Source organism: Bacteroides sp. UBA939 (assembly GCF_002293435.1).
Classification (GTDB): domain Bacteria; phylum Bacteroidota; class Bacteroidia; order Bacteroidales; family Bacteroidaceae; genus Bacteroides.
Window position 1 is genome coordinate 1 of the sequence record NZ_DBDF01000087.1, and the last position, 15,769, is coordinate 15,769.

Consider the following 15,769-nt stretch of genomic DNA (forward strand, 5'->3'; position numbering starts at 1 on the left):
AAGAGTATTTCCGATAAAAGCCTCGCCTTATTCATTCTTTCCACAGAGGGGGTGTTTATCGGATAAAGAAAGAGAAAAAATATGCGTATAGTCTCAAAAATATTGCTTACTTTTGGCGTGAGTTATTTGACAGTATAGCACCGCAAAACGCTGAAATACGCACGGTTACTGACTCGTTATCTCTGAATCTCAAAAACTCCGCTAAAAGTTTATTCTTCAATCGGTTAAGTCAACCCGATGAAAATCTAAAATAACAATTGCACCTACTTCTTCCCAGCCATATACACCCCACCCAAAATACACCCCATCCCTACAAGCGCTATTGCTGTAACCTGCTCATTCAGCAACATTGCCGAACCTGCCAAAGCAAATAATGGATTAAGATAAAGATAATTGGAAGCGCGTACCGTACCCAGTTTCTTCAGTACAACATTCCATACCGCAAAACAAACCAAAGAAGCGACCACTCCCAGGAATAGTAAATTCAACAGAACAGAAGGTTTTAACAACAAAGAGAAATCCGTATGCCAAGGCTTTAGCAGGAAAACCGGAAGTATAGTCAACACACCATAGAAAAACACTTTGCGGGTAATGAACAGAGTATCATACTTTTCGGTCATATTCTTTATTATCAGACTATAGAATACCCACGAAAGAGCAGCAAGCAGAGTCAGAAAATCTCCCAAAGGAGATATCTTCAAAATAAAATTCCCATTATAAACCACCATAGCAACCCCTACCAAAGCCATCAGCGAACCGGTTATCAAACCGGCAGTAGCCTTCTCTTTCTTGTAAATCATTAAAGAGAAAATAGTAGTCAGCAACGGAGTTGTGCAAAGAATAAATGCCACATTGGTTACCAGCGTAATTTCCAGTGCCGTATTCTCCGTCAGGAAATAAAACGAACCGCCCGTAATGCCACAAAGAAAAAACACACATTCGTCTTTCCAGCTATTCGCAAATAGTTTACGGGGAGAGATAAACCAAATACCCGCATAAGCCATCAGAAAGCGAAGCAAAAAGATTTCTTCGGGAGAAAGACCGTTGTTTATTAGAACTTTAGTAGAAATAAATGTCAATCCCCATACCCCTACAGTGAGGATTGCTATCAAATGATAAATATAATTTTTCTTTTCATTCATACGCTTCCGATAAATTGCGGACAAAGATAAAATGCTTTTTTGATATAGTAAGCTACAAATCTGAAAATAAACCCGTAAATTTGCCACGTTTATTAGAGTCTATTTAAATTTTCCTTTAAAAGTTATTTATTCAAAATTTAAACAAGCTCTTAGCTTATTATCAAGTATCAACCATCAATAACGAAAAAGCATCATGGAGTACAACTTCAGAGACATTGAAAAAAAATGGCAGAAACGGTGGGTAGAGAATAAAACCTACCAGGTAACGGAAGATGAAACAAAGCAGAAGTATTACGTACTGAACATGTTCCCCTACCCTTCCGGCGCAGGATTGCATGTAGGCCACCCGTTAGGATACATTGCTTCGGATATTTACGCCCGATACAAACGACTGCAAGGATTCAATGTTCTCAACCCTATGGGATATGATGCTTACGGACTTCCCGCCGAACAATATGCCATACAAACGGGACAACACCCGGCAATCACTACCGTTGAAAATATCAACCGCTACCGTGAACAGTTGGATAAAATAGGTTTCTGTTTTGATTGGAACCGTGAAATACGTACATGCGACCCGGAATATTATCATTGGACGCAGTGGGCATTCCAGAAGATGTTCAATAGTTACTACTGTAACGATGAAAAACAAGCCCGTCCTATCGAAGAACTGATACAGGCCTTTGAACAAGTAGGCACCAACGGTTTAAATATAGCTTGCAGCGAAGAAATCAGCTTCACCGCCGAAGAGTGGAATACCAAAGGCGAGAAAGAAAAACAGGAAATCCTGATGAATTACCGCATCGCCTACTTAGGAGAAACCATGGTAAATTGGTGTGCGCAACTGGGCACTGTACTCGCTAATGATGAAGTAGTGGACGGCGTTTCCGAACGCGGCGGCTTTCCCGTAGTTCAGAAGAAGATGCGCCAATGGTGTCTTCGTGTATCCGCTTATGCGCAACGCTTGTTGGACGGACTGGATACCATCGACTGGACAGATTCTCTGAAAGAAACACAGAAAAACTGGATAGGTCGCAGCGAAGGAGCTGAAGTACAGTTCAAGGTGAAAGACAGCGACGTGGAATTCACCATCTTTACCACCCGTGCCGATACAATGTTCGGCGTTACCTTTATGGTACTGGCGCCTGAAAGCGAATTGGTAGCCCAACTGACTACCGCAGAACAAAAGGCTGAAGTAAACGCTTACCTGGAACGCACCAAGAAGCGTACCGAACGCGAACGCATTGCCGACCGTGGTGTTACAGGTGTATTCGCCGGAAGTTATGCCATCAATCCTTTCACAGGTGAGGCTGTACCCATCTGGATTAGCGACTATGTACTCGCCGGCTATGGCACAGGAGCCATCATGGCCGTACCTGCACACGATAGCCGCGACTATGCATTTGCCAAGCACTTCGGATTGGAAATTCGTCCGTTGGTAGAAGGCTGCGACGTCAGCGAAGAAAGTTTCGACGCCAAAGAAGGTATTGTCTGCAACTCTCCGAGAGAAGGCGTAGAACCTTATTGTGGACTTACACTGAACGGATTGACCATCAAGGAAGCTATTGAAGCTACTAAGAAATACGTAAAAGAACATAATCTGGGGCGTGTGAAGGTGAACTTCCGGCTTCGTGATGCTATCTTCTCCCGCCAGCGTTACTGGGGTGAACCGTTCCCGGTTTATTACAAGGATGGTATGCCTTACATGATTAATGAAGTCGGTCTGCCGCTGGAACTGCCCGAAGTAGATAAATTCCTTCCTACCGAAACCGGAGAACCGCCGTTGGGACATGCAACGAAGTGGGCTTGGGATACCGTAAACAACTGTGTAGTAGAAAACAAAAAGATTGATAATGTAACCGTATTCCCTCTGGAACTCAACACCATGCCGGGATTTGCAGGTTCCAGCGCTTACTATTTGCGTTATATGGATCCGCGCAACAAAACAGCGCTTGTTGATAAGAAAGTAGATGAATACTGGAAAAGTGTAGACCTTTATGTAGGTGGTACGGAGCACGCTACCGGTCACTTGATTTATTCCCGTTTCTGGAATAAGTTCTTGCACGATCTTGGCATATCTGTAGTGGAAGAACCGTTTCAAAAGTTGATTAATCAAGGGATGATTCAGGGGAGAAGTAACTTTGTATATCGCATCAAAAATACCAATAAGTTTGTATCTCTGAACCTGAAAGACGAATACGACACTACCCCACTCCACGTAGACGTCAACATTGTATCTAACGATATACTGGACTTGGGAGCCTTCAAAGCCTGGCGTCCCGAATATGAAAACGCAGAGTTCATTCTCGAAGACGGCAAGTACATCTGCGGTTGGGCTGTAGAGAAGATGAGTAAGTCTATGTTCAACGTTGTTAACCCGGATATGATTGTCGAGAAATACGGTGCGGATACACTGCGTATGTACGAGATGTTCCTCGGCCCTGTAGAACAATCCAAACCCTGGGATACGAATGGCATCGACGGCGTACACCGTTTCATCAAAAAGTTATGGTCTTTATTCTATGACCGTAACGGCAGTTACCTGATAACAGACGAATCCGCCACGAAAGAAGAATTGAAATCACTTCATAAACTTATTAAGAAAGTAACAAGCGATATAGAGCAATTCTCTTATAACACTTCTGTAAGCGCCTTCATGATTTGTGTAAATGAACTGTACACTTTGAAGTGCAGCAAAAAAGAAATAATGAATCAACTTGTCATTACATTGGCTCCCTTTGCACCGCACGTATCTGAGGAATTATGGGAAACTTTGGGTAATACAGGTTCGGTATGCGATGCCCAATGGCCTGCCTTTAACGAAGAATACCTGGTAGAAGACACAGTGAACTACACCATCTCATTCAACGGAAAGGCGCGCTTCAACATGGAATTCCCCGCTGACGCTGCATCCGACGCCATTCAAAGCGCTGCATTAGCCGACGAACGTTCCGTCAAGTGGATGGAAGGAAAGTCAGTGGTGAAAGTTATTGTTGTTCCGAAGAAAATAGTAAATATAGTCGTGAAATAAATATGCATATAACAAAACCAACCAAAGCCGAAGTAATGAGGGAGTTGAGAGACTATATCTTCATTACTATCGGTCTTCTTAGCTATGCCTTGGGATGGGCCTTGTTTCTGATTCCTTATAAGATAACAACAGGAGGAACTACCGGTATTGGCGCCATCATTTACTATGCCACCGGATTCCCTCTCCAGTGGTCATACTTCATCATTAATGCTGTCTTGATGACATTTGCCATCAAGATACTGGGACCCAAGTTCAGTATAAAAACCACATTCGCCATCTTCGGACTAACGTTCTCTTTGTGGTTCTTGCAGATACTTGTAAACGGCCCGGATGGCGTACCTCCACTCATTCTCGGACCGGGACAGGATTTCATGGCCTGCCTGATAGGTGCAACCATGTGCGGCGTAGGTTTAGGAGTGGTTTTCAACAGTAACGGAAGTACAGGAGGTACGGATATCATCGCCGCCATCATACATAAGTACAAGGACGTTACACTGGGACGTATGATAATGCTTTGTGATGTGGTTATTATCAGCTCCTGCTACTTCGTATTCCATGATTGGAGACAGGTGATATTCGGCTTTGTAACCTTGTTTGTTATAGGTTTCGTACTGGATTACATTGTCAACAGCGCCCGCCAGTCCGTGCAATTCTTCATCTTTTCCAAAGAATATGAAAAGATTGCCGACCGTATTACGAAAGAAACTCACCGTGGCGTAACCGTATTGGACGGTATGGGTTGGTACAGTAAACATAATGTAAAAGTTCTCGTAGTCCTGGCTTATAAGAGACAATCATTGGACATTTTCCGTTTAGTGAAAGACATTGACCCTAACGCATTCATTTCCCAAAGTTCCGTTATCGGAGTATATGGAGAAGGGTTCGACCGGTTGAAAATAAAATGAAACCCTACGTACAATGACAATTGATACTGATTAGTATGAAACATAAATTTGTATTCGCCACCAACAATGCACACAAGCTGGAAGAAGTAACAGCTATTTTAGGAAATAAAATAGAACTTCTCAGTCTGAAAGACATTGATTGCCATACGGACATACCCGAAACAGCCGACACTCTCGAAGGAAATGCTTTACTGAAAGCGCAGTTCATCCAGAAGAACTATCAAATGGATTGTTTTGCCGATGATACCGGACTGGAAGTGGAAGCATTGAACGGAGAACCGGGAGTTTATTCCGCACGCTATGCCGGAGACGGACACAATGCGGAAGCCAATATGCGGAAACTCTTGCATGTTATGGAAGGAGTAGAAAACCGCAAAGCACAATTCCGCACGGTCTTCGCACTGATTATTAATGGAAAGGAACATTTGTTTGAGGGTATCATAAAAGGAGAAATAATCAAAAACCGCAAGGGAAGTTCCGGTTTTGGATATGATCCTATATTTGTTCCCGAAGGTTATTCGCAAACTTTCGCAGAGATGGGCAACGAACTGAAAAACAAAATCAGCCACCGAGCCATAGCTACCAACAAACTCTGCAAATTCCTCAATAGCATACAATAAACCCGTAAATATAGAGTTATTAGTTTGTAAGTGTGTTGTTTACAAACTAATAACTCCGGTTTTATGAAACTCCCATATATACTTTTTCTCTGTCTCATTTACTTTTCGCTTTACTGTTTGCCTGTCCATGCACAAAATGCAGTAGGAGAGTGGCACACTCATCTTTCTTATCATAATCCCACTCGTAGCGAAGTCGCAGGAAACAAACTCTTTATTCTTGCCAATGGAGCTTTGTATTCGTATGATAAGGAAGACACTGAGATACGCACTTATTCCAAACTCTTTCCATTAAGTGATACGGAAATTTATCACATAGCTTATCAGCCGGCGTACAGAACCTTGGTTATAGTCTACTCCAATGCAAATATAGACTTACTGACGGACGAAGAGTATGTCTACAATCTGCCCGATTATAAAAACAAGAATATGACACAGGATAAGACAGTCCGTCACACTTGTTTTTATAAAGAATGCGCTTACCTGTCCACTGCATCGGGTATTCTGTGCATCAATCTGAAAAAACGGGAAATCACCAATTATTATCCTTTAAACAAAGATGTACTTGCTTGTAATGTTTCGGATAATCATCTTTATGCTGCTGCTTCCGAAGGATTATTTGCCGGATTACTGACAGATAATCTGTTGGATAGCAATAACTGGAACAAGGTATCGGATGATGTATCCGAATTTCTTTCGGAACATCGGGATATTCCTTTCAAGGAAGAAGTTCCGGAAAACATTACTCCGGACAGTCCTGTACGGAACTATCCTTATTACATGAACTTCACCGGTGACAGGTTACTGATTGCCGGAGGCGGGCACATTGCAAACAGGCTCAACCGTCCAGGAACTATTATGACGTTTAAAAACAATACCTGGAAGAGTTTTCAGGAACAGGGTATCAGCGAACAAACCCAGCACCGGTACAATGATATAAACTGCGTAGTGCAAGACCCGCAGGATGCTACCCATCACTTTGCCGCATCGGCAGGAGAGGGGATATACGAATTTAAAGATGAGAAGTTCGTTCGTTGGTACAGTATGCACAACAGTCCGCTGGAAAGCGCTCTGCCTGATGAGCCGGTAGCTGACAGTTACGTGCGTGTTAACGGATTGATTTACGACAAGGAAAATAATCTTTGGATGGTGGGTTGTGAAGTACAACATGCGGTAAATGTTTTAATGAAGAATGGTGATTGGGTGAGTCTTCATTATCCGGAAATAGTGAAAGCAAGTAACTTCGGCCGTACCATGTTTGATAGGAGAGGCTGGCTGTGGGCTACTTCTTCGCGGATAGAATCGGGGGGAGTGTTCTGTTTGAATTATAACGAAACTATAGAAGATACTTCGGACGACCGGCACAAGTTCATCACTCAATTCACTAATCAGGATGGAACAATCTTAGAGCAGTTGGCGGTTTATTGCATTGCCGAAGATAAGGAAGGGGATATCTGGATAGGTACTAATAAAGGCCCTTTGGTTCTGAATAACCCGTCGCGTTACTTTAATGATAATTTCTATTGCACGCAGATTAAGGTAGCTCGCAACGATGGGAGCGACCTGGCTGATTTCTTGTTGGTAAACGAAGCGATTAACGCCGTTGCAATAGATGGTGCAAATCGTAAGTGGATAGGTACGGCATCAAGTGGAATTTATCTGTTAAGTGCAGATGGAATGGAGACTATTCATCACTTTACGGAAGAGAACAGTCCGTTGCTTTCCAATAGCATTGAATCCATAGCGATACATCCCCGTACAGGCGAAGTTTTCATTGGAACAGGTAAAGGGCTTGTTTCCTATCAAAGTGATGCGACAGAGGCTGAAAGTAGCTTTAAAGAGAACGATATATATGCGTATCCCAATCCTGTAAGACCGGACTATGACGGAGTGATTACCGTAACAGGCATGGTGTATGACAGTGACGTGAAGATTGTAGATACCGCAGGACGTCTTATTTATCAAGGTACTTCCTTAGGCGGACAGTTCACTTGGAACGGACGGAATAAACAGGGTAGGAGAGTAGCTACGGGAATATACATGGTACTTGCTGCGGATAGTGAAGGAAAGGAAGGGGTGGTTACGAAGATTGCGTTTATAAGATGATAGGATATTAGAATATTACTAAAACGTAAATGATTAACAGTAGTATCTCTGTCAGCGAAGCTAATAGAGATACTACTGTTGATCATATATACCATTAAATCACACACCACTATATCATCACATAGTCCAACCTCATCATCATTTCAATCAGAGTCCCAACTCCGCCGATATCTCCAACATCCTCTTGATAGGCTTCACCGCTTTCTCTGCAATCTCCTTATCTACTGTAATCTCCGGCAATTCGTTCTTCAAACAATTATAAAGCTTTTCCAGTGTATTTAACCGCATGAAGCTACACTCATTGCAAGCGCACGTACTATCATTGGGAGGAGCCGGAATAAACGTTGTTTGCGGGCATTTCTTCTGCATCTCATGAAGAATACCCGATTCGGTGGCAACAATATACTTCTTTTCCGGATGATTCACCGCATACTTCAACAGCGCCGCCGTAGAACCTACCACATCCGCCAGTTTCAGAACCACACTCTTACACTCGGGATGCGCCAGTACCACCGCATCGGGATGCTGCGCCTTTAATTCAACAATCTTTTCAACCGAGAATTGTTCGTGTACATGGCATGCGCCGTCCCATAATAACATATTGCGCCCGGTGATGGAGTTGATATAATTCCCCAGGTTTCTATCCGGCCCAAAGATTATTTTCTCATCTTTGGGGAAGCTTTCTACAATCTGTTTCGCATTAGTGGAAGTCACCACAACATCCGTTACTGCTTTCACGGCCGCTGTTGTATTTACGTAGGATATCACCGTGTGTCCGGGATGCTCTTTGACAAACTGACCGAACTTATCTGCCGGACAACTGTCCGCCAGCGAACAACCGGCAGCCATATCAGGAACCAACACTTTCTTAGCCGGACAAAGTATCTTAGCCGTTTCGCCCATGAAGTGGACACCACACATCACAATAATATCCGCTTCCGCCCGGGCAGCCCATTGGGCAAGCGCCAGACTGTCGCCTACGTAATCGGCTATGTCCTGTATTTCTCCTACCTGGTAATAGTGAGCCAGAATGATTGCATTCTTTTCCTTTTTCAGTTGCTCGATGTCTTTTATCAGATCATTCATAATTATATTCTTTAATTTCTCTTTTAATTTAAAAATCCTTTGATGGTAATGATAACCTGTTAATAGTGTCGATAAATAAACACGATTTTACTTGCCGGTAAAGTTATTACTGTGAGATGAAACTTTATTCATACGTTATTAACGTGCCAATAAAGGGTATATCTCCTGATAATAAAGCTTCTATAAAAGCTATTAACCGTTTGTTGATAAAGTGCAAAGTTAATATTTTATAGCCATCAACCGGTGCAATGATACTGAAAAATGTGCTTATATCACCTCGGAAAGTTTCTCTTAACTTTTTTGGAATGTTCATTCCGGCAGGTAAATATAGGTAGTTCTGAATATTGCAAGGATTATTTTTAAATTTCTTTCCCGTGTGTTTCGACAGCTTTTCAATGGTTATTAACCGGAATGTAAACCGGATGAAGTATCTTTGTAGTGATTAAGGTTTAGTGATTAGTGATTAGTAGGCTGCACTATCATGCTATTGACATTAATCACTAAACTTTAATCACTAATTTATGCACTACTTGTATCTCGTTTATAGAACACTTGCATTTCATTTATGTAACGCTTGTGTTTCATTTGTGTAATGCAAGCGTTTCATAAATGAAATACAAGCGTTTAACAACTCGCTGTAAATCAGTGTATTAATGAAATCAATATAAGCAATATAACTATCATGCGTAAACTGAAAATAACCGAATTGAACCGTATAAGTGCGGAAGAATTCAAAGAAGCCGAGAAATTACCCTTAGTAGTGGTGTTGGACAATGTTCGTAGTCTTCATAACATAGGCTCTGTGTTCCGTACTTCGGACGCTTTCCGGGTAGAATGCATCTACCTGTGTGGCATTACAGCCGTTCCTCCTCATCCTGAAATGCACAAAACAGCGTTAGGAGCCGAATTCACCGTAAATTGGAAGTATGTTAATAACTGCGTTGAAGCTGTTGATAACCTTAAGGCTGAAGGATACACTGTTTATTCCATAGAGCAGGCAGAAGGCAGTATGATGCTGGATACACTGACGTTAGACCGTACTAAAAAGTATGCAGTAGTCATGGGAAACGAAGTGAAGGGAGTTCAACAGGAAGTTATCGACCATTCCGACGGTTGCATTGAAATACCGCAATACGGTACAAAACATTCGCTGAACGTGTCCGTGACGGCAGGCATTGTGATATGGGACTTATTTAAGAAGCTGAACATTTAGAAACCTGTAAATCAGTAGCGAGCCTGAAAATACAGAGGCTATCCTCACGGACAGCCTCTGCGCCTCATCATTATGAATGAAGAAAGTTTCATTTCTTCATCGATCTAACAACATATTAAACTATTAATTATCGTATCCAATAACCACAGAAGCGGTTTTTGTTGGTTGCGTACGAGTACCACCAAAGTAATGTGTCTGATAACGTCCGGTGGTTTGACTCCAATAATCAGTATAAGCTACAAACTTGGATGAAGAGTTTATTACCCGTAACTGGTAATCTACGTCGTCTACAACAGTTTCACCGGGTACGCCACCGTTTTCGGCCGAAACAACTATACGGAAATCAACGCGAGCCGCACCTTGTGAAACATAAGTTGTTTTTATAGCCGGTACAGGCAAGAATCCTGTACTTTCACCAAAAGCAACCGGAATACCTAAATTGAGCCATTCGCTTTTTGTTGCATCACGTGTTGCGTCGCCCACTTTCTTACCTTCCGGTATTCTTCCGGCTTTTTCATCGGCAATGGTGTACAATGGATGCAGAGTGTATTTATATTGGTATTGGAATTTCATAGTGGTAGGTTGGGTATCGTTCTCAAACATCAGATTGATGAATCGTACAAAGGAAATAGTATCCGTATCATACGATGCTTTTGCGGGGTCTAACGGATAACTGATATCATAATCGCGATCCAACACAATGGGAGGTTTGGAATAGTCGTATACGATAACGTTCTGTTTTCCCTTCTTCAGAGTTACATCCTGATTATACACTTCATTCAATTCTGTACTTTGATAGAACTTCAAATTCGCCTTACCCGGTTTTGTTGTATAGAAACGGGCTATGTAGGAACTGTGAGGGCCCGGATTTGTATTGTAATAACTCAATACGCTTTTGTCGTTAGACAACAGCTTTCCGTTCAACTCAACTTTGTATATATTAAAAGCGGGTTTCCTTTCCACCGGCGTGAAATGGGTAATTTGAATTTGGGCCATTTCCGAGGCGGGAATAGCATCGTAGTCAATATCATTCTTTTCGCACGAAGCGAGTGCTATGCCGAATAAGAATGTTAATCCTGTATATATTATCTTTTTCATAATTCTATTGTTTATAAATGAAACATTAGTTGGCGGGAACTTCACCCGGATAAGCGAACCACGGGATAGAACATTGGTAGTTAGGCGCCATACCTGAGATAGGTTTCAGTTTTTCCAGTGATTCTATGTTCCACATATACTCCGAGTTGTAGCGGGGGCGTATGCGGTAACAAGGCGATCCGTCATTGTCGATGTTGAATGCGGCATTGCGGAACTCAATGTCTCTTGATGCGCCGAGGAAGAATCCTTTGAATACTTTGGTGGGGTCTTCATCACGCTTTGTATCAATCAGGCGGATGTCGTCCCAGCCATTTCCTTTTGAAGGATACTCACCGCTGTACACAATGTCGTAGTGGTATTTGCGCAAGTCAGTCCAGGCTTCGATACCGCCCCACGGATAGAGTGCAACGTACTTCTGCAGCATGATGTGTGAGAGAGTCAGGTTGTTTTCTCCCAATCCTTCCACATAAGGGCCTGCATAATACTGGTTTGCCAGGCTATTGTAAAGAGACGCCGTTATCTTGTCACCTCCGCCGATTATACCTTTCGTACCCGGATAAAGCGGTTTTACGGTGAAATCGAGGTCGTTCTTGACAGCTTCCTTGAATGCTTTGTAAGCGTTGGCTTTGTCGCCTTTCTTCCAGTAGGCTTCGGCAAGGCAGAACTTGATTTCAGCGGAAGTCATCAATACATAAGGTGCATTGTCGCGGAAGATCCAGCGCCCGATACCGTCGTTAGGATTTCCTGTGGTAGAGTTTTTCACTGCCTCAATACGTCCGTAGAGTTGTGGAGTAGTAGCTATTCCTCCGGGATTGGCTCTTGTGGTATTAGTTCTTCCTCCATAGTATTGGTGGGCTTTCACACTGTCGGCATTGTCAATGTACAAATATTCGGGATCGCTTGCAGTACTGAGTTTTACGGCTACGCGCGGGTCGTAATGTCCGGCTTCGTTGATAAGCGTATCGGTAATAATCTGCTGTTCGAGCAATTCATACTGGTAATATGGATTAAGGACAGGGTCTTGCTTTAAACGTCTGCCGTTTTCGCCATATTTAGGAATGGTTCCGGTCATAAGTTGTACCATGTAGTCGTTCTGGAAAAAAGTACTACCCAGATTACCGCGCTGTGTTCCCCAAGCATTATTATAACCGGAGAAAAGTACGCTTCCCGATCCGCCTGCTACCTGTACCATGGCGTCGTCTGCCGATGATACCAATGCATTGTTGGCTGCCGCAATCAGTTCGTCGGCATACTTGGTTGCAAAGTCTTTTTTGTTGGACAATGAAGCCAGGTTACGAACGATAACGCCGTAAGCGAACCTTTTCCATTTTGCTGCGTCTCCTTTATAGATCCAGTCGTTGTCTGTGAGCTTTGTTCCGTAGACAGTAGGGTCATCCATTTCAAGGTATTTGATAGCTTCTTTCGCCCATCCGCGTACAGCTTCGTAAATATCAGCCTGCGAATCATAGTCAAAGCGTGTGCGTTCAGTATCGAATACTTGCTTCAGGGGAGCCTCTGCATAAACTTTGGCAAGTACATCCCAACTGTGAGCCTTGATAGCGTAACCGATACCGGCCAGTCGCCAATGTCCGGCGGCTATGGCCTGGTTAATCATATTTTCGAGGTTCATGCCTTGTCCCCAGTAGATTGTACGCCAGATTAGCTGTCCGCTATCGCTGGAAGCAGCGCCTTTGCGCCAGAAATGATCTGCAAAGCCATAACCATTGGTTGTTGTCCACATTGAAGTCATTGGCAGGATGGCATTCATTAAGTCAAATGAAATATCCTGGTAACTTTGGATGATGCCTGACAGATATAGGTAGTCTTCCACATAGTCCGGTGCGTCAACATTATTGTTTACATCCAGATAATCGTCACAACCGGTGTTGAATAACATCAGTAAGGACAGGAAAGGGATTAATATATATTTCTTCATATTGTTTTTTATAAATAGGGTTTCACAATTAAAATTGTACGCTAAAGCCTACAGTGACGCCTCTCGGGCTGGGAAGTCCCCATGTATCATAACCTTCTCCGCCTACACCGCCTGCCGAAGCCGACATGGTATTACCTACAGCGTCAAGTCCGCTATAGTTGGTAAGGGTAAAGAGGTCATTGCCCGATACATATACTTGGGCGTAAGAGAGTAAGCCACCGGTCAGCTTGGTAAGCGCTTTTCTATTCAACTGGTAGGACAGGCGGATTTCACTCAACCGCATGTAGTTGACATTGTTTTCAATCCAGTCGATAGCGCCACCTGCATAAAGCGTTGTACCGTATTGGCCATATTGTATGGCGATGTTGTTCGGCGTAGGATTGGCTGAGTTTTCATTGCCGTCTTTCAGTACGCCCGGTATAATGGCCGGACCCTGTTCGCGCTTCTTCACGGATTCCTGGCTTAAGCCGGATGTCATGAGGTAACGTCCTGTTCCGTTGATTACGGTTGATTTGTACTTTCCGGTGAACATGGCAAACAGACGCCATTGTTTGTATGTCAGTTCTGTGCTAAGTCCGAAACGTAACAGGGGTTCACGGTCGCCCACGTTAGTCCATGCCGTACTGATAATAGGTACGCCGGTGTTGGGGTCTATCAATACTTGTCCCTTGTCGTTGCGTTCATAGTCGTTGGCATGGATAGAAGTAACGGGATGCCCCACCATCGTACCTAAGCGGATACCGTTTGAGTTTCCGTTTGTATACGTCTCATAGTATTCGTCTATCGGCAGGCTGATTGTTTTTGAGTCGCTATGCGACAGGTTCAGACCTACGTTCCAGCGCAAATTCTTAGTTTTGATAATGTCGCCGTCAATGTGTCCTTCCCATCCCCATGTCTTGAAGTCGCCAATGTTACGGGTATTCAATACGAAGCCGGTGGCATACGACATACGGAAACCTCTTACAATCTGGTCTGAACAACGCGTATTGAAGTACGTAAAGTCCGCTACTATCCTGTCATTGAAGAAACGTCCTTCAAAACCGAATTCGTAGCTTGTTGTCATCTCCGGTTTCAACTTCGGGTTTGGGCCTGTCCATCCATATCTGAAACCGCCTCCGGTAAGTTGAACCTGCTCCAGTTCCGGATAAATAGAAAGCGGGGCAGTATCTTTTCCTACTTGGGCTGCAGCGCCGCGGAATTTCAGGTAACTAATGTATTTATTGTTTCTTAATGCAGGGAGTTCGGTAAGTACGAACGATGCTTCTGCTGCGGGATAGAAATAACTATGGTTGTCGACCGGCAATGTGGAAGACCAGTCGTTACGTCCGCGTAGAGTAAGGAACGCCATGTTGTCCCATCCGAATTCGGCTTGTCCCGAGATAGCCTGGATGCGGCGTATGGTAGCCCGTTTTTTGGCTTTGATGGTGGCAGGGTCTACAGTGTTGATAGAAGCCATATCCCATACGATGTAATTCTGTGCGTAAGTGGTGAGTCGGCTTACCTTGTTTTCATACTGGTGGTAACCGGCTTGTAAGGTTATGGCCAGTTTATTGTTGAAGAACTGACCGTTCCAACCTGTCAAGAGGTTCATGGAAAGGTCGGAGAAGTTCTCCTTCGTCAGTGTGTATGTACCGCCACGTCCGGGCAATATGTTATAATTATAGGTAGCCCACAGCGGGTGCTCGGATGTTTCGAACGTCTGTGCACCTATATCCCAACCGTATTGGGCGCGGAAGAAGAAGTGTTTATTGGGCTGGATGATACCGGTAACGTTACCTATCATACGGTCGGTTTCGTCGTAATATTTATTCTTGTTTATCATAAACAATGGGTTTACGATATCACCGTCGATGTAAGGATATGGATAACGCATGTGTACGCCGTCCGGGTCCAAGTAATTGCTCATGTTGTCGATGCTCGGCCAGCGAAGTGCGTAATAAAGCGGTCCCGCTGTTCCTTTGGGCATCTTGTGGTTTTTGGTAGAAGCATACTGCATGGACGATTCGAATCGCATCCATTTAGTGATGTCAGCCTTGGCGGACAGTGAGAAGTTGCTGCGCTTGTAGTCAGTGCCCTTGATGGTACCGTTCTGGTCGCTGAACGAAGCTGCTGCGCGCATGGTCAGTTTCTCCGTACCTGTTTCTACCGAAACGTTGTGCGTTTGAGTGAAACCGGTCTGCAAGATTTGCTCCAAGTTGTTATAAAGTTTGGTACCTTCGGGATACAATCCTCCGAAGTGGTTGATGTTGTAATAGTTCGTAGATCCATAAGCACCGTTGGCATACTTGGTTTGTTGCTCGGGCAGTCCGTAGGATGTGTCCCAGCGGAAACGGTTGCTGTACGAAACCTTACCTTTACCGGCTGTACCTTTCTTTGTTGTGATAATGATGGCTCCATTGGAAGCGTTCGAACCGTAAAGTGCTGCTGCTGCGGCTCCTTTCAGTACGGTAATGCTTTCGATGTCTTCCGGGTTGAAGTCATTTCCACGTGAAGAAAAGTCGAGAGTAGTGCTGCGGTAAACATCGCCCACTGCCAGGCCGCTGGAAGCGGAGAATGAGGAGTTGTTCATCGGAATACCGTCCACAACATATAGCGGCTGGTTACTTCCCGAGAGTGACGTGATACTGCGAAGTGT

At 43.8% G+C, this 15,769-nt stretch carries 9 protein-coding genes and 1 pseudogene; 5 read left to right on the forward strand and 5 right to left on the reverse strand.

Annotation, left to right across the window (positions count from 1 at the left end):
- Window positions 1-263 precede the first annotated feature (263 nt).
- The gene (locus B2Z67_RS06070; protein WP_291528923.1) at window positions 264-1,142 is read right to left on the reverse strand and encodes a DMT family transporter; all 879 of its coding nucleotides are present in this window, start codon (window positions 1,140-1,142) and stop codon (window positions 264-266) included.
- 193 nt (window positions 1,143-1,335) lie between these two features.
- Between B2Z67_RS06070 and leuS the strand changes: the two genes are divergently transcribed.
- The 4 genes from leuS to B2Z67_RS06090 all read left to right on the forward strand — a co-directional run bounded on the left by leuS (window position 1,336) and on the right by B2Z67_RS06090 (window position 7,801).
- Window positions 1,336-4,173 (forward strand): leucine--tRNA ligase, encoded by a 2,838-nt coding sequence (gene leuS, locus B2Z67_RS06075; protein ID WP_291528924.1) that lies wholly within the window; start codon window positions 1,336-1,338, stop codon window positions 4,171-4,173.
- 2 nt (window positions 4,174-4,175) lie between these two features.
- Window positions 4,176-5,078 carry a YitT family protein gene (locus B2Z67_RS06080; protein ID WP_291528925.1) on the forward strand — a complete coding sequence of 301 codons (903 nt, stop codon included), beginning with the start codon at window positions 4,176-4,178 and terminating at the stop codon, window positions 5,076-5,078.
- A gap of 35 nt (window positions 5,079-5,113) precedes the next feature.
- Entirely contained in the window at window positions 5,114-5,698 is a 585-nt protein-coding gene (locus B2Z67_RS06085; protein ID WP_291528926.1) for a non-canonical purine NTP diphosphatase, read from the forward strand.
- 63 nt (window positions 5,699-5,761) lie between these two features.
- Entirely contained in the window at window positions 5,762-7,801 is a 2,040-nt protein-coding gene (locus B2Z67_RS06090; RefSeq protein ID WP_291528927.1) for a two-component regulator propeller domain-containing protein, read from the forward strand.
- Window positions 7,802-7,948: 147 nt separating this feature from the next.
- On the opposite strand, the pseudogene nadA reads toward B2Z67_RS06090, so the two are convergent.
- Window positions 7,949-8,974: pseudogene (gene nadA / locus B2Z67_RS06095) on the reverse strand (quinolinate synthase NadA); the annotation flags it as partial.
- Between the two features lie 595 nt (window positions 8,975-9,569).
- Here nadA and B2Z67_RS06100 point away from each other — a divergent pair.
- Window positions 9,570-10,100 carry an RNA methyltransferase gene (locus B2Z67_RS06100; protein ID WP_291528928.1) on the forward strand — a complete coding sequence of 177 codons (531 nt, stop codon included), beginning with the start codon at window positions 9,570-9,572 and terminating at the stop codon, window positions 10,098-10,100.
- Between the two features lie 123 nt (window positions 10,101-10,223).
- On the opposite strand, the gene B2Z67_RS06105 is transcribed toward B2Z67_RS06100, so the two are convergent.
- The 3 genes from B2Z67_RS06105 to B2Z67_RS06115 all read right to left on the reverse strand — a co-directional run.
- On the reverse strand, window positions 10,224-11,198 hold the full coding sequence (locus tag B2Z67_RS06105; RefSeq protein WP_291528929.1) for a hypothetical protein: 975 nt from the start codon (window positions 11,196-11,198) through the stop codon (window positions 10,224-10,226).
- A 25-nt stretch (window positions 11,199-11,223) separates the two neighbouring features.
- The gene (locus tag B2Z67_RS06110; protein WP_291528930.1) at window positions 11,224-13,134 is read right to left on the reverse strand and encodes a SusD/RagB family nutrient-binding outer membrane lipoprotein; all 1,911 of its coding nucleotides are present in this window, start codon (window positions 13,132-13,134) and stop codon (window positions 11,224-11,226) included.
- A gap of 28 nt (window positions 13,135-13,162) precedes the next feature.
- On the reverse strand, window positions 13,163-15,769 hold a 2,607-nt coding region (locus tag B2Z67_RS06115; RefSeq protein ID WP_291528931.1), incomplete at its 5' end, for a SusC/RagA family TonB-linked outer membrane protein.